Annotated in this window: 19 protein-coding genes and 1 pseudogene; 10 read left to right on the top strand and 10 right to left on the bottom strand. The window is 71.9% G+C overall.

Annotated features, from left to right (window positions below):
- Nucleotides 1–17: 17 nt before the first annotated feature.
- Nucleotides 18–1,502 carry a sensor histidine kinase gene (locus D8M34_RS14830; RefSeq protein WP_025103058.1) on the bottom strand — a complete coding sequence of 495 codons (1,485 nt, stop codon included), beginning with the start codon at nucleotides 1,500–1,502 and terminating at the stop codon, nucleotides 18–20.
- 24 nt (nucleotides 1,503–1,526) lie between these two features.
- Complete coding sequence (locus D8M34_RS14835; RefSeq protein WP_062766506.1) at nucleotides 1,527–1,913, bottom strand: Rv3235 family protein; 387 nt, start codon at nucleotides 1,911–1,913, stop codon at nucleotides 1,527–1,529.
- A gap of 154 nt (nucleotides 1,914–2,067) precedes the next feature.
- On the opposite strand from D8M34_RS14835, the gene D8M34_RS14840 reads away from it, so the two are divergent.
- Complete coding sequence (locus D8M34_RS14840) at nucleotides 2,068–2,679, top strand: hypothetical protein (protein ID WP_126894370.1); 612 nt, start codon at nucleotides 2,068–2,070, stop codon at nucleotides 2,677–2,679.
- A 4-nt stretch (nucleotides 2,680–2,683) separates the two neighbouring features.
- Here D8M34_RS14840 and D8M34_RS14845 read toward each other — a convergent pair whose 3' ends face one another.
- Nucleotides 2,684–2,962 (bottom strand): helix-turn-helix domain-containing protein, encoded by a 279-nt coding sequence (locus D8M34_RS14845; RefSeq protein ID WP_126894371.1) that lies wholly within the window; start codon nucleotides 2,960–2,962, stop codon nucleotides 2,684–2,686.
- A 99-nt stretch (nucleotides 2,963–3,061) separates the two neighbouring features.
- Between D8M34_RS14845 and D8M34_RS14850 the strand changes: the two genes are divergently transcribed.
- Entirely contained in the window at nucleotides 3,062–3,685 is a 624-nt protein-coding gene (locus tag D8M34_RS14850) for an SAF domain-containing protein (RefSeq protein ID WP_126894372.1), read from the top strand.
- Nucleotides 3,682–4,962 (top strand): AAA family ATPase, encoded by a 1,281-nt coding sequence (locus D8M34_RS14855; RefSeq protein WP_126894373.1) that lies wholly within the window; start codon nucleotides 3,682–3,684, stop codon nucleotides 4,960–4,962. The genes D8M34_RS14850 and D8M34_RS14855 overlap by 4 nt, the downstream gene beginning before the upstream one ends.
- Here the strand turns inward: D8M34_RS14855 and D8M34_RS14860 are convergent.
- The gene (locus D8M34_RS14860) at nucleotides 4,853–6,079 is read right to left on the bottom strand and encodes a pyridoxal phosphate-dependent aminotransferase (RefSeq protein WP_126894374.1); all 1,227 of its coding nucleotides are present in this window, start codon (nucleotides 6,077–6,079) and stop codon (nucleotides 4,853–4,855) included. The genes D8M34_RS14855 and D8M34_RS14860 overlap by 110 nt on opposite strands.
- 67 nt (nucleotides 6,080–6,146) lie before the next feature.
- Entirely contained in the window at nucleotides 6,147–8,951 is a 2,805-nt protein-coding gene (gene secA / locus D8M34_RS14865) for a preprotein translocase subunit SecA (protein WP_126894375.1), read from the bottom strand.
- Between the two features lie 188 nt (nucleotides 8,952–9,139).
- On the opposite strand from secA, the gene D8M34_RS14870 reads away from it, so the two are divergent.
- On the top strand, nucleotides 9,140–9,754 hold the full coding sequence (locus tag D8M34_RS14870; protein ID WP_085607167.1) for a PadR family transcriptional regulator: 615 nt from the start codon (nucleotides 9,140–9,142) through the stop codon (nucleotides 9,752–9,754).
- 80 nt (nucleotides 9,755–9,834) lie between these two features.
- Entirely contained in the window at nucleotides 9,835–11,160 is a 1,326-nt protein-coding gene (locus D8M34_RS14875) for a hypothetical protein (RefSeq protein ID WP_085607165.1), read from the top strand.
- A gap of 64 nt (nucleotides 11,161–11,224) precedes the next feature.
- On the opposite strand, the gene hpf is transcribed toward D8M34_RS14875, so the two are convergent.
- The 5 genes from hpf to mtrA form a co-directional block, all read right to left on the bottom strand.
- Nucleotides 11,225–11,881 carry a ribosome hibernation-promoting factor, HPF/YfiA family gene (gene hpf, locus D8M34_RS14880; RefSeq protein WP_025103048.1) on the bottom strand — a complete coding sequence of 219 codons (657 nt, stop codon included), beginning with the start codon at nucleotides 11,879–11,881 and terminating at the stop codon, nucleotides 11,225–11,227.
- Between the two features lie 131 nt (nucleotides 11,882–12,012).
- Entirely contained in the window at nucleotides 12,013–12,660 is a 648-nt protein-coding gene (locus tag D8M34_RS14885; RefSeq protein ID WP_126894376.1) for a ComF family protein, read from the bottom strand.
- A gap of 91 nt (nucleotides 12,661–12,751) precedes the next feature.
- Nucleotides 12,752–14,470 carry an LpqB family beta-propeller domain-containing protein gene (locus D8M34_RS14890; RefSeq protein ID WP_126894377.1) on the bottom strand — a complete coding sequence of 573 codons (1,719 nt, stop codon included), beginning with the start codon at nucleotides 14,468–14,470 and terminating at the stop codon, nucleotides 12,752–12,754.
- Nucleotides 14,467–16,146 carry an MtrAB system histidine kinase MtrB gene (gene mtrB / locus D8M34_RS14895; RefSeq protein ID WP_025103045.1) on the bottom strand — a complete coding sequence of 560 codons (1,680 nt, stop codon included), beginning with the start codon at nucleotides 16,144–16,146 and terminating at the stop codon, nucleotides 14,467–14,469. The genes D8M34_RS14890 and mtrB overlap by 4 nt, the downstream gene beginning before the upstream one ends.
- Before the next feature lie 7 nt (nucleotides 16,147–16,153).
- Nucleotides 16,154–16,834 carry an MtrAB system response regulator MtrA gene (mtrA, locus tag D8M34_RS14900; RefSeq protein WP_025103044.1) on the bottom strand — a complete coding sequence of 227 codons (681 nt, stop codon included), beginning with the start codon at nucleotides 16,832–16,834 and terminating at the stop codon, nucleotides 16,154–16,156.
- Nucleotides 16,835–16,929: 95 nt separating this feature from the next.
- On the opposite strand from mtrA, the gene D8M34_RS14905 reads away from it, so the two are divergent.
- From D8M34_RS14905 to D8M34_RS14925, 5 genes and pseudogenes are all read left to right on the top strand, one after another.
- On the top strand, nucleotides 16,930–18,294 hold the full coding sequence (locus tag D8M34_RS14905; protein ID WP_126894378.1) for a glycerophosphoryl diester phosphodiesterase membrane domain-containing protein: 1,365 nt from the start codon (nucleotides 16,930–16,932) through the stop codon (nucleotides 18,292–18,294).
- Nucleotides 18,261–18,932, top strand: coding sequence for a DUF4129 domain-containing protein (locus tag D8M34_RS14910; RefSeq protein WP_085607153.1), 672 nt, complete (start codon nucleotides 18,261–18,263; stop codon nucleotides 18,930–18,932). Before D8M34_RS14905 ends, D8M34_RS14910 begins: the two co-directional genes overlap by 34 nt.
- A complete protein-coding gene (locus tag D8M34_RS14915) occupies nucleotides 18,929–20,116 on the top strand; it encodes a DUF4350 domain-containing protein (protein ID WP_025103041.1) in 1,188 nt (395 codons plus the stop codon). Before D8M34_RS14910 ends, D8M34_RS14915 begins: the two co-directional genes overlap by 4 nt.
- 97 nt (nucleotides 20,117–20,213) lie before the next feature.
- Complete coding sequence (locus D8M34_RS14920) at nucleotides 20,214–21,137, top strand: AAA family ATPase (RefSeq protein WP_231729611.1); 924 nt, start codon at nucleotides 20,214–20,216, stop codon at nucleotides 21,135–21,137.
- A pseudogene (locus D8M34_RS14925) lies at nucleotides 21,138–21,552 on the top strand (DUF58 domain-containing protein); the annotation flags it as partial. It lies immediately after the preceding gene.

Raw genomic sequence — 21,552 nt, forward strand, 5'->3', positions numbered from 1 at the left:
TGCGTGCACGGGCGGGCTCAGCGCTCCAGCCAGCGCAGCGGGATGTCGATGACCACCTCGGTGCCCTCGCCCTCGCTCCCCTGCCAGTCGATGGTGCCACCGAGCTCGCCCTGGATGAGGGTGCGGATGATCTGCGTCCCCAGACCCTGCCCCACCCGACCCTCGGGAAGCCCGTGACCGGTGTCGCGCACCGTCACCCGGAGGTTGTCCTCCGTGCGCTTCGCATCGATCGTGACGACGCCCTCCTGTCCGGCGAGACCGTGCTCGACGGCGTTCGTCACGACCTCCGTCAGCGCCAGCGCCAGCGGGGTGGCGTACTCGCTGGGGAGCACACCGAAACGCCCCGTGGACTGCGTGCGCGCTCGGGTGTTCGGCGCCGAGGCGACCTCGGCGACGAGCTTGAGAACCCGGTGGAAGACCTCGTCGAAGTCGACCTTCTGCGTGAGGCCCTGCGCGAGCGTGTCGTGCACGACGGCGATGGCGTCCACACGGCGCATGGCCTGGGTGAGGGCGTCGCGCGCCTCGTCGGAGTGCGTGCGCCGCGCCTGGATCCGCAGCAGCGAGGCGACCGTCTGCAGATTGTTCTTGACCCGGTGGTGGATCTCGCGGATCGTCGCGTCCTTGGTGATGAGCTCCTGCTCCTGGTGACGCAGCTCCGAGACGTCGCGGCACAGCACGATCGCTCCGATGCGCGTGCCGTGGTCCTTCAGCGGGATCGCCCGCAGCGAGACGGTCACCCCCCGCGCCTCGATGTCGGTGCGCCAGGGAGCGCGCCCCGTCACCACGACGGGCAGGGACTCGTCGACCTGACGGGACGGCGGGACGAGCCGGGTGGTCACCTCGGCCAGGGACTCCCCCTCCAGCTCGTCGTCGAATCCCATCCGGTTGAACGCGGAGAGCGCGTTCGGGCTCGCGAACGTGGTGATGCCGTCGACGTCGATGCGGATCAGGCCGTCCGACGCACGGGGCGCCCCGCGTCGAGGCGACGTCGGCGCGGCCGGGTCGGGGAAGCTCCCGTCGGCGATCATCCGGAACAGGTCGTTGGCGCACTCGTCGAAGGTGATCTGCTGACGGGAAGGGGTGCGGACCTCTCCGAGATTCGTGTGCCGCGTCACCACGCCGATCACGCGGGGAGCCTTGTCCTCTCCGCGACGCTCGATCACGATCGGCACCGCACGCACCCGCGTCGGCGTCTCCTCAAACCAGTCCGGCGAGGACGAGTCCACGATCTCCGCGGACTCGAAGGCGCCCTGCACCTGCGTCCGCCACTGGGGCCGCACGCGCTCGCCGACGATGTCGCGGTAGAACAGCGTCGCCGCGCCACTGGGCCGCGCGTGCGCGACGGCGATGAACGAGCCGTCCTCGGTCTGGATCCACAGGACGATGTCGGCGGAGGCGAGGTCGGCGAGGAGCTGTCCGTCACCGGCGAGCCGATGCAGCCACTCCACGTCGTCGTCGGTCAGAAGGCCCTGGGCCTGGGCGAGATCACTGAGGGTTGACACCTCCCCAGCCTAGAGTCCCGCACCTCAGAGGATGGCGAGCGACGTCGCGCGCCACCGGTGGTCGAGCCCTTCCAGCCGGAGGGCCACCGCGCGCGTGCGCCCCGGCCCCGCCACCACGACGACCGCCTCGACGATGCCGTCGCGCGGATGGGTCACCCGCACGGTGCGGATGACGAAGGTCGGCCGGGCCGGCGGCACCCCGCGTGCGCTGCGGGCGCGAGCGGCGAGGTTCGCACGGGTGACGAGGCTGCGGTACGCCTCCTCGCTGAACCACCGCGCCAGCTGATCCACCTCGCGGATCCCGGCGAGCGCCTCGAGCGCGCCCCGTGTGAGGCTCCGGACCAGGAGCGCGGGGTCGGGAAGCTGATCGGCGGGGGTGGGCTGTGGTCCGAAGAACTCGGCCAGCATCATCGGGTTCTCCCCTCGAAGGCGTCGGCGAGACGTCAGTAGACCACGGCGTGGACCGCCGGCGGGGACGACGGCGAAGGTCTGTGGACAACCCGTACGCGACGGTGCCGATGTGGATAACTCGGGTGCGGGGGCGCGCGGCCGTACGCTCGGTCGGATGCACTGGGAATCCCTCTTCGACGACCTGGAAGGGCAGCTCGCCGCGGAATGGGAGGCGGAACGCGCCGCTCGCGACGCCGAGTCCGAGCGCCTCCGCATCGCCCGGCTCGATCTCCGCTCGCGTCTGCGGCACCTGTGCGCGGCGCAGGCCGAGGCGATCCTCCACCTCGCCGACGGCGCCAGGGTGCCCGTGGGGCTGCGGTCGCTGGGGGTGGACTGGGTGGCCGCGCTCCCCCGGGTGCCGCAGGGCGCACGGCTGCAGAGCGCCGTCCTGCTGGTCCCGGTGGCGGCGGTGCGCGGGCTCACGGTCGACCACGGGGCGATGCTGGCGAGCCTCGCCGCGGAGAGCCCCGGCGCGCCGACGCTGCGCGAGCGGATGACGTTGGGCTTCGTGCTCCGCGACCTCGCCCGGCGTCGCCTCCCCGTGCAGCTCCGACTGCTGGTCGGGGACGACCTGCACGGCACCATCGACCGTGCCGCCGTCGATCACCTGGATCTCGCCGAGCACGACAGCGGCGCTGCCCGCCGCGCGGATGCGGTGCACGGCTTCCGGATGGTGCCGTACGCCGCGCTCTCCGCGGTGCGCGTCCTCGGCACCGCGTCGATCTGAACGCTCACGCGAAGGGCGTGACCGAACGACCCCAGAGCTCCGGGAAGCTGGCCGCCTGCGACTGCCGCCACAGCGCCATGCGCCGCGCCTCCTCCGTCTGCGCGGCGAGATACTCCTCGATGCTCGGCTCCTCGATGCGCCACCGGGCGGGTGCCCCGAGCGGGGCGCCGCGCAGATGCCCGGCGTGCACGAGGGCGATCACCTCGTCGATGTCGATGCTCAGCAGCTCGGCGACCTGGGCGGGCGCGAGGAAACGGGGGGACTGCGGGTGCGGGGGTGTCATGCCCTCATTCTGGGCGGCCGTCCGGCACGGTGTCGGGGATCGGCGGGACCTTGTGGATAACTCGGTCGCCCCGGACGGCGTTTCTGTGACGATGTCGCCATGGCCCCGCTCTTCCGCTCCCCTCGTCGCCGCCTCCGGGGTGACCTCCGCTTCGCGGTCGGCATCGTCCTCGTGCTCGCCTCGGTCGCCGGCGTCTGGTCCATCGTCACCGCTGCGGACCAGGCGAGTCCCGTGCTCCAGGCCCGGCGAACGATCGTCCGCGGCGAGGTCCTCCGTGCCTCCGACTTCCAGACCGTCGACGTGGCGCTCGGGGCGGTCTCCGACGACTACCTCCGGCCGGAGCAGCTCGCCGCGGGGCGGATCGCGGCCCGCACCCTGACGAAGGGCGAGCTCCTGCCGCGGACGGCGACGGCCGGAGCGGAGAGCAGCCGCACGACCACGGTCGTCGTCGAGAGCAGCGTCGCTCTGCCGGAGGATGTGGCGACCGGCACGGAGGTCGAGGTCTGGCAGGCGCCGCTGCGCGACGACGGCCGCTCCTACGATGAGCCGCGCCTCCTCGTCGGGGACGTCGCCGTCCGCACCGTCCTCGAACCGGACGGGCTCCTCGCCGACGGGGCGGCGGAGGTCGAGATCGTGATCGACCGCAGCGACGTCGCCGCCGTGCTGGGCGCGGTCACCGGCGGGGCGGCGCTCTCCGTGATCCCCGTCGGGTCCGGATCATGAGCGTCGTCCTCCTGGCCGTGGCCGCGCCCCGCGTGGATGCGCTCGTGGCGGAGCTGGAGTGGGAGGGCATCACGGGGATAGCCTTGCCGTCCGCCGCGCCCGCGGCCCTCATCGCGCGCCTGCAGCCGGACGTGGAGGCGGTGGTGGTATCCGCGACCAGGGAGACGCTGACGGCCGAGCTGCGGGCGGCCTGCGACCGCGCAGGCGTCCGCATCCTCACGCTCGGCGACCCGGAGAGCCGAGCGGTGGCCCGGCTCGGGCTCGCCCCACCACTGCGCACCGATGCGGCGGGCTGGGAGATCGCCGCGGCGCTGTCCGCGGATGCGCTCGACGCCCCGCGGCTGCCGGTCTCCCGGTCGCGCATCATGACGGTCTGGGGCCCGCACGGGGCGCCCGGACGGTCGACGGTCGCGATCCAGCTCGCCGTCGAGCTCGCCCGTCGCGGTCGGCGGACTGTCCTGGCCGATGCGGACACCGTGGCTCCCTCGCTCGCCCTGCTCCTGGGCATGGACGACGACGCCCCGGGGCTCGCCGGAGCCTGCCGCCGCGCGGGGACCGGGGCGCTGGATCCCGCGGAGCTCTCCCGGCTCTCGGTCCGGCTGCTCGCCGGCGGCACCGAGGTCGACGTGCTCGCCGGGCTCAACCGTCCGAGCCGCTGGCCGGAGCTGTCGGATGCGCGGCTGCGGGCGGCCCTCGAGGCCTGCCGCACCTGGCGGGACGAGACGATCGTCGACGTCTCCGCGGCGATCGACGCCGACGACGAAGCCACCCATGATGTCGTCGGCCCCCGTCGGCACGCCGCGACCACCGCGGCACTGGGCGCAGCGGACCGGGTCGTGGCGGTGGCTCCCGCCGACCCGGTGGGGATCAGCCGTTTCCTCCGCGACCACGCCGAGGTCCGCCGCCTCGTGGGGCGGACGCCGATGACGGTGGTCGTCAATCAGGTGCGACCGGGACCCCTCGGCCTCGACGCCCGGAGTCAGATCCGTCGCACGCTGGAGAGGTTCGCCGGCCTCACCGACATCGCCTTCCTGCCCTACGACCGTCGTGCCGTCGATGCGGCGCTGCTCCACGCCCGGCCGATCTCCGACGTCGCCCCGCGCTCGACGATGGTCGCCGCCGTGCGCCGGCTGGCGGCCGACCTCGATGCGTCCGTGCCCGCGGAGGCTACTGCCGGTAGCTCGACAGGAAGTTCCCGAGGCGCTCGACGGCTTCGCTCAGCACTCGCGGCTCTGGCAGGGTCACGAGGCGCAGGTGATCCGGCGTCGGCCAGTTGAAGCCCGTCCCCTGCACGAGCAGGATGTGCTCGGATACCAGCAGGTCGTAGACGAGCTTGGCGTCGTCGCGGATCTCGTGCACGTTCGGGTCCAGTCGCGGGAAGGCGTAGAGCGCACCCTGGGGCTTCACGCAGGACACGCCGGGGATGGCCTCCAGCCCCTCCCAGGCGATGTCGCGCTGCTCGTGGAGCCGCCCGGTCGGGGCGATCAGGGCGTCGATCGACTGCACCCCGGACAGCGCCGCCTGGACGGCGTGCTGCGCCGGGACGTTCGGGCAGAGCCGGGTCGAGGCCAGCAGCGTGATGCCCTCGATGAAGCCCTTGGCGTGGTCCTGCGGTCCCGTGACGACCATCCAGCCGGACCGGTAGCCGGCCACGCGGTACGTCTTGGAGAGCCCATTGAACGTGAGGCAGAGCAGGTCGGGGGCCAGGGTCGCCGTCGGGATGTGCACGGCGTCGTCGAACAGGATGCGGTCGTAGATCTCGTCGGAGAGGATGAGCAGCTGGTGCTCGCGCGCGATCTGCACGAGGCCCTCCAGCACCTGCCGGGAGTAGACCACGCCGGTGGGGTTGTTCGGGTTGATGATCACGAGCGCCTTGGTCTGCGGCGTGATCTTGGACCGGATGTCCTCGAGGTCGGGCTGCCAGCCCTGCTCCTCGTCGCAGAGGTAGTGCACGGGCGTGCCGCCCGCGAGGCTCGTCATGGCCGTCCAGAGCGGGTAGTCGGGAGCGGGGATGAGGACCTCGTCCCCCTCGTCCAGCAGCGCCTGCATGGTCATGGTGATCAGCTCGGAGACGCCGTTGCCGAGGTACACGTCGTCGGGATCGAATCGGGGGAACCCGTCGATCTCCTCGTACCGGCTCACGACGGCACGCCGGGCGGAGATGATGCCCTTGCTGTCGCTGTAGCCGTGGGCCGTGGGGAGCGCCGCGAGCATGTCGTGCACGATCTGATGCGGGGCGTCGAAGCCGAAGATCGCGGGGTTGCCGGTGTTGAGCTTGAGGATCCGGTGGCCCTCTGCTTCCAATCGCGCCGCCTCGACGAGGGCGTTTCCGCGGATCTCGTACAGGACGTTCTTGAGCTTCGACGACTGGTCGAAGGTGCGCGATGGTGTCATCGATCAAGCCTACAGGGACGACAGGAGGGCCAATCCGCACGGACTGGCCCTCCTCGTCACCCGAAGGCTACTTCTTCTTCTTGCTCTGCGCGCGCCGCTGCTCGCGGTTGCCCGCCGCCGGGGCGGCCGGCTCCGTGCGCTGGCCGAAGGCGCCGCGCGGCGCCTCCTCCGGCTCGGCCAGCTGCGGAGCCTGCGCCCGGGCCGCGGCCTGGCGCATCCGGTCGGTCGCGGCCTGCTGGACCTGCCCGCGGTCGTTGCGGACCTCGACCTCGCCGGCGTCGTTCGCCGCCGAGTACTCCAGGCGCTGCTCTCCGCCGTCGGTGGCGAGCCCCTTGGCCTCGACCTCCGCCGTCTCGGCGTCGCCGGCGCGACGGACCTCGACCTCGAGGTTGTAGAGGTAGCCGACCGACTCCTCCTTGATCTGGCCCATCATCGACTGGAACATCGCGTAACCCTCGCGCTGGTACTCGATGAGCGGATCGCGCTGCGCCATCGCCCGGAGGCCGATGCCGTCCTTGAGGTAGTCCATCTCGTACAGGTGGTCGCGCCAGCGGCGGTCGAGCACCTGCAGGACGACGCGACGCTCGAGCTCCCGGGTCGCGGCCTCGCCCAGCGACTCCTCGCGCTTCTCGTAGGCGATCTTCGCGTCCGACAGCAGCTCACGCGTCAGGCCCTCGGCGGTGATGCCGCCCTTGCGTCCTGCGGCCTCCGACACGACCTCGTCGATCGTGACGCTCACCGGGTACAGCGTCTTCAGCTCGGTCCACAGGGCGTCGAAGTCCCAGCTCTCGTTGTGGCCCTCGCCGGTGTGGTCCTTCACGACGCCGCTGATCGCGTCCTCGATGAAGTGCTGCACCCGATCGGCGATGTCGTCGCCCTGGAGGATGTGGCGGCGGTCGGCGTAGATCGCCTCGCGCTGACGGTTGAGGACGTCGTCGTACTTGAGGACGTTCTTGCGCATCTCGGCGTTGCGGGCCTCGACCTGCGACTGGGCGCTGCGGATCGCCCGGGACACGAGACCCGACTCGATCGGCACGTCGTCGGGGAAGTTCGTGCGGGCGAGGATCGCCTCGGCGGCGCCGGACTGGAACAACCGCATGAGGTCATCGGTGAGGCTCAGGTAGAAGCGGCTCTCGCCGGGGTCGCCCTGACGACCGGACCGACCGCGCAGCTGGTTGTCGATGCGGCGCGACTCGTGGCGCTCGGTGCCGAGCACGTAGAGGCCACCGGCCTCGATGACCTTCTCGGCCTCTTCCTCGACGACCTTCTTCATGGTCTCGTAGGTCTCGTCCCAGGCGACCTCGTACTCCTCCGGCGTCTCCACCGGGTCGAGTCCCTTCGCCTTCAGCTCCTGCACCGCGAGGAACTCGGCGTTTCCGCCGAGCATGATGTCGGTGCCTCGGCCGGCCATGTTCGTCGCGACCGTGACGGCGCCGAGGCGGCCGGCGCGGGCGACGATCTCCGCCTCACGGGCGTGGTTCTTCGCGTTCAGGACCTCGTGCTTAACGCCCTTCTTGGCGAGCAGGCGCGACAGGTACTCGCTCTTCTCGACGCTGGTGGTGCCGACCAGCACCGGCTGCCCGCTCGCGTGGCGCTCGGCGATGTCCTCCACGACCTGCGCGAACTTCGCCGCCTCGTTCTTGTACACCAGGTCCGGCTGGTCCTTGCGGATCATCGGCTTGTTGGTGGGAATCGGGATGACGCCGAGCTTGTACGTCGACATGAACTCGGCGGCCTCGGTCTCGGCCGTACCGGTCATGCCGGCGAGCTTGTCGTAGAGGCGGAAGTAATTCTGCAGAGTGACGGTGGCGAGGGTCTGGTTCTCGGCCTTGACCGGCACCCCCTCCTTCGCCTCGATCGCCTGGTGGATGCCCTCGTTGTAGCGGCGTCCGACGAGGATGCGTCCGGTGTGCTCGTCGACGATCATGACCTCGTCGTTCATGACGACGTAGTCGGTGTCCTTCTTGAACAGCGCGAGCGCCTTGATCGAGTTGTTCAGGAACGAGATGAGCGGCGTGTTGGCGGACTCGTAGAGGTTGTCGATGCCGAGGTAGTCCTCGACCTTCTCGATGCCCGGCTCCAGGACGCCGACGGTGCGCTTCTTCTCGTCGACCTCGTAGTCCTCGCCGGCGACGAGCGTGCGCGCGATCTTGGCGAACTCCGCGAACCAGCGGTTCGCCTCGCCGGACGACGGTCCGGAGATGATGAGCGGCGTGCGGGCCTCGTCGATGAGGATGGAGTCCACCTCGTCGACGATCGCGAAGAAGTGCTCGCGCTGGACGAGGTCCTCCTTGCGCCAGGCCATGTTGTCGCGGAGGTAGTCGAAGCCGAACTCGTTGTTCGTGCCGTAGGTGATGTCGGCCGCGTACTGCTCGCGGCGCACGGCGGGTGTCTGGCCGGAGACGATGATGCCCGTCGTCATGCCGAGGGCGCGGTAGACGCGGCCCATGAGCTCCGCCTGGTAGCTCGCGAGGAAGTCGTTCACGGTGATGACGTGCACGCCCTTGCCCGCGATGGCGTTCAGATAGGCGGGGAAGGTGGCGACGAGGGTCTTGCCCTCACCGGTCTTCATCTCGGCGATGTTCCCGAGGTGGAGGGCGGCACCACCCATGATCTGCACGTCGTAGGCGCGCATGCCGAGCGTCCGCTTGGCGGCCTCGCGCACCGCGGCGAAGGCCTCGGGCATGAGCTGGTCGAGCGTCTCACCCTTCTCGTAGCGGGCGCGCAGCTCGGCGGTCTCGTTGCGCAGCTCGTCGTCCGTGAGCTGGGAGATGTCCTCCTCGAGGGCGTTCACCGCCTTCACCACCTGGTTCAGACGGCGGATGATCCGCCCCTCACCTGCGCGCAGCAGCTTCTCAAGAGGATTCGCCACGGATGTCATCTCCCTGTCATTGGGTCATTCGCCGGCCGCCGTGAGGCGAGCGCCAGGCATACTTTGCCATGTTACCGGCCTGTGACCTCCACGTCGCCTGCATGGGTCCGCCGCGCCGCGTCCGAGAAATTGCCGGGTATGCATATACTCGGCACTGCTTTCCATCCGCCATCCTCGGGAGACCGGTCATGTCCGTACGCCAGAGCCTGCTCGCCATCCTCGACCAGGGCCCCTGCTACGGCTACCAGCTCCGCCACGAATTCGACCGCCGGACCGGATCGACCTGGCCGCTCAACGTCGGCCAGATCTACAACACCCTGGAGCGGCTCGAGCGGGACGGACTGGTCCAGCGCGGGGAGGCCGACGACCACGGTCACGTGTACTGGCGCATCACGCCCGCGGGCTCGGCCGAGGCGGCACGCTGGCTCACCACCCCCGTGCTCCGCGCTCCCGCGACGCGCGAGGAGCTCGCCGTGAAGCTCGCCGTCGCGGCCACGCTGCCCGGAGTCGATGCCGCCGCCATCCTCCGCAGCCAGCGGGACGCCTCGCGGCAGCGGCTCGAGGACCTGCGGCGCACGCCCTCCCCCGGCCTCGCCGCCGGCAGCCCCGAGGATCTCGCGTGGTCCCTCGTCCTCGACTCGCTCGTCTGCGCCGCGGAGGCCGAACTCCGGTGGCTCGACCAGGCGGAGGCCCGACTCGCGCAACACCCCCATCCCGAGATGGCCCTGGAGCTGACCACCGAACGCCCCAAGCGAGGACGCCCCGCGAAGGCGACGCCCTCCCCCGTCGCCCTCCCCGCCTGACGCACCAGCCGACGATGCCCGCCGTTCGCCTGGAGCGGATGCTCAGCCCGCGCACGCGCCCGGGAAACTAGGATCGGCACATGGCTGGATTTTGGGGCAGACGCAAACGCGAACAGGAAGAACTCGCCGCACAGGACGCGGACCTCGCCCGGCGTGCGGAACAGGCACTCGTCGCCGCCGACGAGCGCATCCGCACCACCTCCGACGAGCTCGTCTTCGCGGAGGCTGAGCTCGGCGAGTCCCTGACCGCCGACCTCAAGGCCGCGCTGCTGTCGGTGCGCACGCACCTGCGGGAGGCCTTCCAGCTCCACCAGCTCAACCACGACGAGATCCCGGACACCGACGAGGAGCTGCGCACGCGGAACGCGCGCATCCTGCAGCTCTGCGACTGGGCCCAGGACCTCCTGGACGAGAAGACCACCGTGCTCGCGGAGTCCGTCGCGAAGGTGCGGCGCGCGCCCGAGATCATCGCCCAGGTCCGCGCGGACGCCGAGGCGCTGAGCGCCCGCATCCCGCAGACGGACGAGACGGTGTCCCGGCTGTCCGCCCGCTACTCCGACTCCGCCATGCATCAGATCACCGCCAGCGCGGCCGAGGCGGAGCAGCTGATCCGTTTCGCGACCCACAGCGCCGACATCTCGGAGCGTCGCCGCGCGGCGAAGCAGAACGAGGAGGCGAACCTCGCGCTGGAGACGGCCACCGAGGCGACGCGTCGCGCCGCTGCCCTGCTCGACGCGGTGGAGGACTTCGAGATCGAGGCCCTGCGCGCCGAGTCGACCCTGGCCGAGGTCATCGCCGACTCCCGTAACGACCTCATCGCCGCCCGGACCGCTCCCTCCACGCCCGCCGTGGCGGAGGCCGTCGCCCGGCTGCAGGCGGCCCTGGCCTCCCTCACCCCCTCGGGCCAGCCCAACGACCCGTTCGCCGAGCTCTCGCGTCTGCGCGAAGCCAACGCCGGCCTCGACGACGCGATCGCCACGGCCCGGCATCGCGCCGAGAATCCGCTGCCGAGCATCGCGCAGGTCCAGCACGCGATCGACGACGCCGACCGCCAGCTGGGCGTGGCCCGCGGGCTCATCGCCGGGCATCGCGGATGGATCGGCGCCGATGCGCGCACCCGTCTCGCCGAGGCGGAACGACTCCGCGTCGATCTCCCGGCCCTGCTTCCTGCCGAAGAGACCCGCGAGGCGGCGCTCGCCCAGGCCCGCCGGGTCGCGCACCTCGCCGCGGAAGCCCTCCAGCTCGCGCAGCGCGACATCGACTCGTCCCGCCCGCAGGATCAGGACTGGGGCGGCGGCTGGGGCGGCGGTCCTCGTCGCGGCGGCGGGATGGGCGGCGGCGACCTCGCCTCCGGCATCCTCGGCGGGCTCGTCATCGGCAGCATCCTCGACGGCATCTTCGACTGACGCCGTCCGGTCTTCGCACGAGAACGGCCCGACCCCCGCGGGGATCGGGCCGTTCTCGGTCGGATCAGGAGGCGAGCGCCTCGGCGGGCGGAGCCTGCGTGCTCAGGGCGATGACACCGTAGTCCCAGCCCTTGCGGCGGTAGACCACGCTCGGGTGGTCGGTGCGCGCATCGACGAAGAGGAAGAAGTCGTGCCCGACGAGCTCCATCCGGTCGACGGCCTCCTCCACCGTCATCCACTCCGCCTCGAAGCTCTTCGTGCGGATGACGACGGGCGAGTAGTCCTCCTCCTCCTCGCTCTGCACCGGGATGCTGCCGGTCGCGACGGCGTGCAGCACCTCGGCGGAGGCCGGCTGCACGTCGATGCCCTCGAGCGATCCGCTGCCCTTCTCGAAGTGCGGGCCGCGCGGATGCTGTCGTCCGTCGACGCGCTTCTCCTTCGCGCGGCGCAGCTGCTCCGTCATCTTGTCGATCGCGAGGTCGAGAGCCACGAACTTGTCGCCGTCGACGGCCTCGGCACGGACCACGGGGCCCTTGCCGACCAGCGTCAGCTCGACCGTCTCGTCCGGGATGCGCCCGTTGCGGTAGACCCGGTGCGTGACCTTCACGTCCAGACGTTGCGCCTTGGCGGCGAGTGTCTGGATCTTGGCGATCTTCTCTTCGACGACGGTGCGGAAGCGATCGGTGATGCCCACTCCGACGCCCACGATGCTCGTTTCCATTGCTGCCTCCTTGTCCCGGTCCACCCGGCCAAGGGCGGACCGTGGTCGCCTTGTGACACCCCACCGTAGTCCGACGCGCGGCGGATGTCACGGCCCTCGACCCTGTGTCTCCGGTGAGTCTTCGATGAACCTCATCCGGATTCCGGCGACTTCGGCGTGGCGGCGAGCGCGACGGCCCCGACGACCACGAACCCGGCGGCGACGAGCGCCCGGACCGCCTCGTCGAGTGTGGCCCCCGTCGTGACCACGTCGTCTACGACCACCGCCGGGGCCCCGTGTCCCCGGCGCCGCGAGATCATCGCCCCGCGGACGTTCGCGGCGCGGTCCGGGGCAGCCAGCTCGCGCTGGTCGCGCACCCGGCGCGTGAGGGTCAGGACGCGCTGCGGATCGGCTCCGGCGCGCCGGACGAGGAGCTCCGGAACGCGGGTGCCCCGACGACGGAACGCGGCGCGCGAGGTCGGCACCGGGATCACCCAGACCCCGGGGACGAGGACGGGCGTCAGGACAGCGGCGAGCGCGGCGCCGAGCGGCCGGGCCAGGAGCGTCTCGCCCTCCCCCTTCATCCGCCGGATGCAGGACGCTGCGGGACCCTCCAGAGCGAGCGCGGCTCGGACCCGCAGGCCGGCCGGCGTGCGCACCTCGCGCGGCGACGGATCGAGCGCGTGCCGGCAGTCGTGGCAGAGCAGCGTCCCCGGACGCTCGCACCCGGCGCACCGCGCGGCGAGCAGCAGGGCGCCGATCTCGGCGAGGAGCGCGTGCGTCCGTGTCGTGATCCCCATGCGGGCATCCTGTCGCCCGGAGCCGCCGCGCGGACCACGAAGGGGACGAGGTGGGGGCGGACGGACGTCAAGCGCCGCTGTGCAGGAGTAGTCACTCCCCGGCGCGGGTGGCGAGGATCGCGACGCCCTCCGCGACCTCGCGCCACGCCGAGCCGGCGTGAGCGAACAGCTGACCATCGGCATCGAGGATGCGCACGCCCGCGGGAGTGCGGGCGCCGGCGACCGAGGCGGCGTCGCTGGGTGCGGTCTCCGCCGACCCGGGACCGCCGACCGGCTGCACCAGGAGCCGCGGGGTGGACGAATCGGTCAGGACGGCCAGGCGATCCGGACCCAGCCAGGCGAGTCCCGTCGACGCCTCGGTGAGCTGGAGCAGCGGGCGCATCTCGCCGAGGTCCGTCGGCACACCGGACCCGTCCCGCACCACCGACGCGACCGCGAGCCAGCGCTGGCCGCCGACCACGATCACCGCCGCCACGCGGGCGCCGTCCGCCGCCACCCGCAGGTCGGAGATGGAGGAGGCGCTCGGCCAGGCACCGGCGACCTTGTGGGGGACCACGTCCGGACCGACGGCCTGCACGGCCTGCGGCGCGCCCGCGGGGACCGACCACACGTAGCCGTAGGGGTCGAGGGACGGATGCACCAGGCCCGGACGAGCATCCAGCTCGTCGCGCGAGCTCTTGCCCACGAGGTACACATGGCCGTCGTCGAGCTGGAGCGCGGCACTCGCATCGTCCGCGGCGACGTCGATCGCCTCGATCGGCTGCGACACGGACTGGATCTGCGGGCTGATGGCGGGGATCGACGCGATCTCGTCGCCGACGATGCGCCCGAACACGCCGTCCTTCAGCACCAGCGTCCCCGGTTCCGGCGTGGAGTCGGCGAGCTCGACGACCCCCGCGTCGAGAGCCCTCCCGTCGACACTGAAGCGCACCTGGGTGACGTTCACGCCGGCGGCCCTCAACGTGGCCTGCAGCTGGGTGCGCATGCGCGCCAGGGTCGTCCGGTCGAGACCAGCCGCGGGACGGGTCAGCGACACCTCGGCGACCTGCGCCGTGATCAGCACCGCGTCCTGCGCCAGCTGCACGTCGGCGGGGAAGGCCGTCTGGACCGCCGGATCGAGCCACTCCGCCGGGGTTCCGGCGACGAGCGCCTGGGTCACCGTGGTCGCCGGGCTCTGACGGCGGGGGAACCACCGTATGTCCGGGACCAGCCGCGACCAGCCTGCATCGAACCACTGCAGCGAGTACCCCTCGAAGACGTTGGGGAACCGCGCCTCGTCGATCACGACGCCGTCCGGCGCCTGGGTGATGCGCCACTCGCCGTCCTCGCCCCGGGCCAGGGCGAACGGGATGCTCGAATCGCCGGGGGCACCGCTGTACGCCCCGGAGTCGTCCACGCTCGCGACCAGCTCGAGCAGTACCTGCACCTCGGCCTCGTCGGCGTCCTCGACCTGGTCATCGGCGACGTTCGAGGTCAGGGTCCGCGCCTCCGCTCCGGCGTCGATGGAGACGCCCGCCGACGGGCGCCAGCTCCGCTGCAGCGACGGCGCCAGGAACTCGCGCGCCGTGGCCCAGTTGTCCGAGGTCGTGATGCCCGCCTCGAGGAAGCCCTCCACGATCTCCTCCGGCCCCGCACCCGCGATCGGTCCGGAGGCGACGGGGAGGACGTCGACGTCGTCCGGCGACTCCCCGAGCTCGAGGCCGACCGCCACGTCTCCGCTCGTCGGCAGCCCCGCGCAGGCCGGCAGCAGCAGGGCCACGACCGCCACGGCAGCGGCGCGGAGGAGGCGACGTGACGCGCGCGTGCTCATGACTGGTCCTTCCCGTCGAGGAGATCAGAGTACGTCTCGGCGATGGAGATCGGCTGCGTGGCATCACCGAGCTCGGCGAGGGGCTCCTGCGGCTCCACCGGGATCGGACTGGGTCCGTCGAGCACCCGGTCGTGGCGGGGGACGGTGAGGACGAAGTGGGAGCCGACGCCGAGCTCGGACCAGACCGCCAGGGTCCCGCCGTGGAGGGTGGCGTCGCCGAGGGCGATCGACAGCCCGAGCCCGGTGCCGCCGATCGTGCGCTGACGCGACGGGTCCGCCCGCCAGAATCTGTCGAACACCCGCTCCGCGTCTCCGGGGTCCATGCCCAGCCCGAAGTCCCGGACGCCGGCCGCCACCGCGTGCTGGTTGCTGTCCACCGTGACGACGACCGGGCGTCCCTCGCCGTGCTCGATCGCGTTGCCGATGAGGTTGCGCAGCACCCGCCGCACGCGGCGCGGGTCCATGTCGACCGGCGAGTAGCCGCCGGGTGCCACGAGACGGATCTCCGTGCCGTGCCCTTCCGCGAGCGGCCGCATCTGCTCGATCACGTCCTCCGCGAGCTGCGCGAGACTCGTGGCCTCCAGCTCGAGCTGCACGGACCCCGCGTCGTAGCGACTGATCTCCAGCAGGTCGGCCAGCAGCGTGTCGAACCGCTGCACCTGCGCGTGCAGGAGCTCGGCGGTGCGTGCGGTCGTGGGATCGAACTCGTCACGCTGGTCGTTGAGCATGTCGGCGGCGAGGCGGATCGTCGTCAGCGGGGTCCTGAGCTCGTGCGAGACATCGGACACGAAGCGCTGCTGCACCATGGACAGCTCGCCGAGCTCCTTGATCTGCGCCTCGATGCTGTCGGCCATCGCATTGAAGGAGCGGCCGAGGGTCGCGAGCTCGTCCTCGCCGTGCACCTCCAGCCGCACACCGAGATCGCCCGCCGCGAGCCGCGCGCTCGTCTCCGCCGCCTGGACGATCGGGGTCGACACGGTCCGCAGCACGATCCAGGAGATGGCCGCGACGATGGCCACCAGCCCGATCCCGGCGATCCACAGGGTGCGTTGGACGAAGACGAGGGTCTGGTCGGCGTCGGCGAGGTCGTAGGCGAAGTAGATCTCGAAGGATCCGGCCTGCGGCACCTGGAGCTGCTGCCCCACGACGATGCCCGGCACCACGCCGCCATCCTCCGTGGGAAGGGCGACGGACTGCCAGGCCTGCCGGTCGTCGAACTCGCGGACCCGGGCCTGCAGCTCGGGGCTCAGCAGATCCGGCGTCAGCCCGGCGGTGAAGCCGTTGAGCCGGACCGTCCCTGAACCGTCCTGGATCTTGAAGCCGGCGAGCTGGTCGGCACTCGACGTGCGCGAGAGGGTGTCCGGGATGCCGTTCCACAGATCGGTCAGCGCCGCGGGGTCGTCGCCCACCTCCGCCACGTCCAGGAGCGACTGCGCCTGGTCCACCGCCCGCCGGGCATCCTCCAGCGCGACGTTCTTCCGCGACACGAAGAGGTCGTTCTGGATGACGAGAGCCATCGTGACGCAGGTGATGAAGATCGCCAGCGACGTGGCGACCAGGGTGATCGCGAGGGTGCGGAACCGGAGCGACCGTCGCCACAGCGCCGCCAGCACGTCCGGCCAGCCGCGCCAGTCGCGGAGGACGGCGACGGCCGTGGTCGCTGTCGTCGCGGCCATGGGGTCTCTAGGTGACGCTGCCGGCGCGGTAGCCCACGCCGCGGACCGTCATGACGATCTTGGGGTTGTCCGGGTCGAGCTCGACCTTCGCCCGCAGGCGCTGCACGTGCACGTTCACGAGCCGGGTGTCGGCCTTGTAGTGGTAGCCCCAGACCTGCTCGAGGAGCATCTCGCGGGAGAACACCTGCTGCGGCTTGGAGGCGAGGGCCACGAGGAGCTGGAACTCCAGCGGCGTGAGGGCGATCGGCGTCGTCCCGCGGCGCACCTCGTGCGCGTCCACGTCGACGGTGAGGTCGCCGATCCGCAGCTGCTCGCTGGAGGCCTGCGGTGTCGGCCGCAGCCGGGTGCGGATGCGGGCCACGAGCTCCTTGGGATTGAACGGCTTGACCATGTAGTCGTCGGCGCCGACCTCGAGACCGCGCACCACGTCGGCCGTGTCGCTGCGTGCCGTCAGCATGATGATCGGCACCCCCGACTCGGCGCGGATCCGCGTGCAGATCTCGATGCCGTCCATACCGGGGAGCATCAGGTCGAGGAGCACCAGGTCGGGACGCTGCGCGCGCCACTCGTCGACGGCGCGCGCGCCGTCCGCGCAGAACACCGGCTCGAATCCCTCCGTGCGCAGCACGATGCCGATCATCTCGGCGAGCGCGGTGTCGTCGTCGACCACAAGGATGCGTGAGGTCATAACTGTTACCTTATGGCACCGAGTCCCGCCCTCCGCAGGTCTGCGCCTCAGCGCGAGGATATGACACGATGGGAGCGCACGACGGAGGGAGGCCCGTGAGCGGCCAGACGTGGACCCCAGCTCCCCGGAAGGGCATCATCCCCCTTCACCCGCTGACCTTCGGCATGCTGCTGGGCAAGGCCTTCGCGGCGCTGCGGCACAACCCCAAGGTCCTGTTCGGGTTCGCCGTCGTCATCCAGCTCATCGTGGTCATCGCCACGGCCGGGGTGATGGGCGTCGTCCTGTTCACGACGTTCTCCCGGTTGGAGACGGTCGCCCCCTCCTCCCCCGACTTCGAGGCCGTGTTCGCCGGCACGATCGCCATCAACCTCCTCGCCGGGCTCCTCGTCGGGCTCGCGTCCATCGCGTTCACCGCGATCATGCAGGGCGTCGTGGCCGCCGAGGTCGGCTACGCCACGGTCGGCGTCAAGGCCACGCTGCGCATGCTGTGGCGCCGGATGGCCCCGGCGTTCTGGCGGCTCGCGGGATTCGCCTCCCTCTCGGTGCTCGCCCTCTTCGGCGGCCTCGCCATCGTCGCGGGCGTCATCGGCGCGCTCATCGCCGGCGGCCTCGGCGGCACCCCGGAGATGATCGGCATCGTCGTGCTCGTCGTGGTCCTCCTGGGCCTGGCCGCGATCCCGCTCACGGTGTGGCTGTCGACCAAGCTGCTGCTCGTCCCGTCGATCCTCGTGCTGGAGCGCGCCCGGTTCCGGGAGGCGTTCGTGCGGTCCTGGCGCCTGACCCGCGGCCGCTTCTGGGTCGCATTCGGCGTGACCTTCCTCATCAGCCTGATCATGGGCCTGGCGATGCAGGTGGTCAGCTTCCCGACCGCCATGCTCTCCTCGTTCCTCGGCACCGTCATCGCGCCCACCGGCGCCAGTGAGCCGAGCGCGGTGGTCGGGTACGTCTTCGCCCTCCTCGCCCCGCAGGTTCTCCTGCTGATCCTGCAGGCGATCGCCATCGTCGTGCAGAGCACCGGCGGCGTGCTCGTCTACCTCGACTGCCGGATGCGCTATGAGGGTCTCGACCAGGCCCTCCTCTCCCATGTCGAGCGCCGCGACCTCGGCGTCCCCGAGGATCAGCTCGGCGATCCCTTCGCGGTCGATCCCTCGCGGGCCGTCACCAGCGCTCCCCCGCCGCGTCAGGTGCCGGAGCACGTCATGATGACGCAGGCGTACGGCGCCCCCGGATACGGCGCCCCCGGGTACGGCGCGCCCGGATACGGGGCTCCCGGATACGGGGCTCCCGGATACGGGGCTCCCGGATACGGGGCTCCCGGATATCCGGCGCCGGGTGCGCAGACGGCGCCTCCCTCCTTCGCCCCGCCGCCCCCACCCGCGCCGGCACCCCCGGCCTCGCCCCCCGCCGATGCCGATGCGGGAGGCGGATGGACGGCTCCGGGCAGCTCCCCGCAGCCATGATGCGGCGCTTCGACGACGTCTTCGTCCCGGACGGGGAGGAGGCACGACGCTGGGCCGAGGAGGAGCTGTCCAACCCGCGGTACGCGGACGCGAAGCCCACCTGGTTCGATCTGTTCGCGCGCGACGTGATGCGCTTCCTCGGCGACCTCTTCAGCGGGGACAACGGCGCGAACGTCGGCCCCACCGCGCTCATCGTCGTCACGGTGCTCATCGCGGCGGCCCTGGTCACCGCTCTGCTCGTCTGGGGACGCCCCCGACGGTCGCGAGCGATCCGCCGCCCCCAGGGCGACCTGCTCGGCGCCGCCGACGATCGCAGCGCCGCGCAGCTCCGCGCCGATGCCGAGCGCAGCGCACGGCAGAACGACTGGGACACGGCTGTCGTGCTGCGCTATCGGGCCATCGCCCGCAGCCTGCTCGAGCGCGATCTCATCGATCCGGCACCCGGCGCGACCGCGCAGTCGATCGCCCGGTCCGCGAGCGCGGTGTTCGCCGAGGAGGCCGAGTCCCTGCGCCGCGCCGCCGCGTCCTTCGACGATGTGCGGTACCTGCGCCATCCCGCCGCCGAAGACGACTACCGCCACCTCGCCGCGACCGACGAGCGGCTCCGCGCCCACCGCCCAGAGGCGGTGCCGGCATGACGACGACCGCCCCTCCCGACGAGGCCGTCGACACCACCGCGGAGCGGCCGAAGCGTCGCACCGCGTCCCTGTGGGGATGGGTCCTCGTCGCGGTGCTCGTGATCGCCGTGGCCCTCGCGGCTTCGCAGCTCGCCGCGACCGGTCCCGGTGCGCGGGGCGCGCTCGACCCGGAGAGCCGGTCCGACACCGGCGCCCTGGCGCTCGCCGAGCTCCTCCGGGATCAGGGCGTCGAGGTCGAGGTCGTCCGCTCCCGGGCGGCAGCCGCGGCCGCCCTCGACGAGGACAGCACGCTCGCCCTGACCAACCCCTACACGCTCTCCGACGAGGCTCTGGCGGATCTGCTCGCGCCGGCCGACCGTGTGGTCTTCCTCTCCACCGGCACGCACCTCCTCTCCGAGCTGGCGATCGGCGAGAATGCCTCCGGCTCGGCGGCCCCCCGGCCGGCCGCGTGCGCCGTGCCCGCGTTCGCCGAGGTCGGCGACATCCGTCCCGATCGACTCTTCGCCCCCGCCGACGGTGTCACCGGCTGCTTCGCCGACGGCGATGCGGCCGCCGTGCTCGTGGACGACCGTGACGGACACCGAGCCGTCGTCGAGGGCGTCAAGCTCTTCAGCAATGCGACCCTCGCCGAGGACGGCAACGCCGCGCTCGGTCTCGCCCTGCTCGGACAGACCGCGCGCGTGGTCTGGTACGTGCCGTCCTACGAGGACACCGACATCCAGGGCGCGACCCCCGATACGCTCGGCACCCTCACCCCGGACTGGGTCACCCCGGCGATCCTGCTGCTGCTCACCGCGGGCCTGGCCGTGGCCGTGGCCCGGGGCCGACGATTCGGTCCGCTCGTCGCCGAGACCCTGCCGGTCACCGTGCGCGCCTCGGAGACGATGCACGGACGCGCCCGTCTGACGGCGAGGGCGGCCGACGCCCCGCACGCGGCCGAGGCGCTCCGAGAGGGAACCCGTCGGCGGTTGGCGCGGCGGCTGGGCCTGGCCGTGCACGCGAGTGCGGACGAGGTGGCGGACGCCGCCGCCGACCGGCTGCGGATCCCGCGCGGCACGCTGCAGAGCCTGCTGGCGGGACCGCCGCCCACCGACGACGCGGCACTGGTCACCCTCGCCCGACGCCTCGACGAGCTGGAGACCGCCGTGGAGACGAGCGCGCAGACCCCACGGAGCGACGCATGAGCACCTGCCCACCCCGCATCCTTTTCCCGACCGAAGCCGAGGAGACCCCGTGACCGACGAGAACAGTCCCGCCGACGACGCCGCGCTGCGCCAGGCCATGCACCGCGTCCGCACCGAGGTCGACAAGGCGGTGGTCGGCCAGGCCGGTACGGTCACCGGCCTGCTCGTCTCGCTCCTGGCCCGCGGCCACGTCCTGCTCGAGGGGGTGCCCGGAGTGGCGAAGACCCTCGTGGTGCGCTCGTTCGCGCGGGCTCTGGGGCTCGACACCAAGAGGGTCCAGTTCACCCCCGACCTGATGCCGGGCGACGTCACGGGATCCCTCGTGTACGACGCCAGGACCGGGGAGTTCGACTTCCGCGCCGGACCGGTGTTCACGCACATCCTGCTCGCGGACGAGATCAACCGCACGCCTCCCAAGACCCAGGCGGCGCTCCTGGAGGCGATGGAGGAACGCCAGGTCTCCGCGGACGGCGTCAGCCGCGCGCTGCCCGATCCCTTCCTCGTCGCGGCGACGCAGAACCCCATCGAGCACGAGGGGACGTACTCGCTGCCGGAGGCGCAGCTCGACCGCTTCCTGATGAAGCTCGTCGTGGGCATGCCGGAGCGGGACGCGGAGGTGTCCGTGCTGCGACGCCACGCCCAGGGCTTCTCCCCGCGGGAGCTCACCGGCGTCGAGGCGGTGATCGGCGCCGACGAGATCCGTGCCGCGCAGCAGGCGGCTGCGCGGGTCGACGTGACGGACGATGTCCTGGGCTACGTGGTCGACCTCGCCCGCGCGACCCGGCAGTCCCCCTCCGTCGAGCTCGGCGCCAGTCCCCGGGCCTCGACCGGCCTGCTCGCCGCGGCGAAGGCATGGGCGTGGCTCAACGCCTCCACCGCCGTGACCCCGGACCACGTCCAGACGATGCTCGTCCCGGTGTGGCGGCATCGCCTGCAGCTCCGCCCCGACGCCCAGATGGAGGGCGTGTCCGCCGACGCCGTGCTGACGTCGGTGGTCCAGCAGACCCGGGTGCCGATCTAGGTGTTCGTCACGGGCCGCCTCGCCGTCGCCCTCGCCGTCGGCATCGTGCCGCTGGTCCTCGCGGGACTGGCGGGGTACCCGCCGTACGCGGTGCTGGGCGGATGGATCGGGCTCTGCGTGCTCCTCGTCGTGGTCGATCTCGTCTTCGCGGGTGACCCCTGCGCGGCGACCGTCACCCGGCGCGTCCCGGCGCGTGCGCGTCTCGGCGAGCAGATCCCGGTCAGCGTGGCGGTGGAGAACCGCGGGGCCCGACTGCTCGACGTCCTCCTCCGCGACGCCTGGCAGCCCACCGCCGGCGCGCCGGAGTCGCGACAGCACCTGCGCATCCCGCCTGGCGAGCGCCGGCGCGTGGACATCCCGCTCCGTCCGCGACGCCGCGGCGAGCTGGTCAGCGCCTTCGTCGTGCTCCGCTCCC

The organism is Microbacterium sp. HSID17254, assembly GCF_003989315.1.
In the GTDB taxonomy this organism is placed as follows: domain Bacteria; phylum Actinomycetota; class Actinomycetes; order Actinomycetales; family Microbacteriaceae; genus Microbacterium.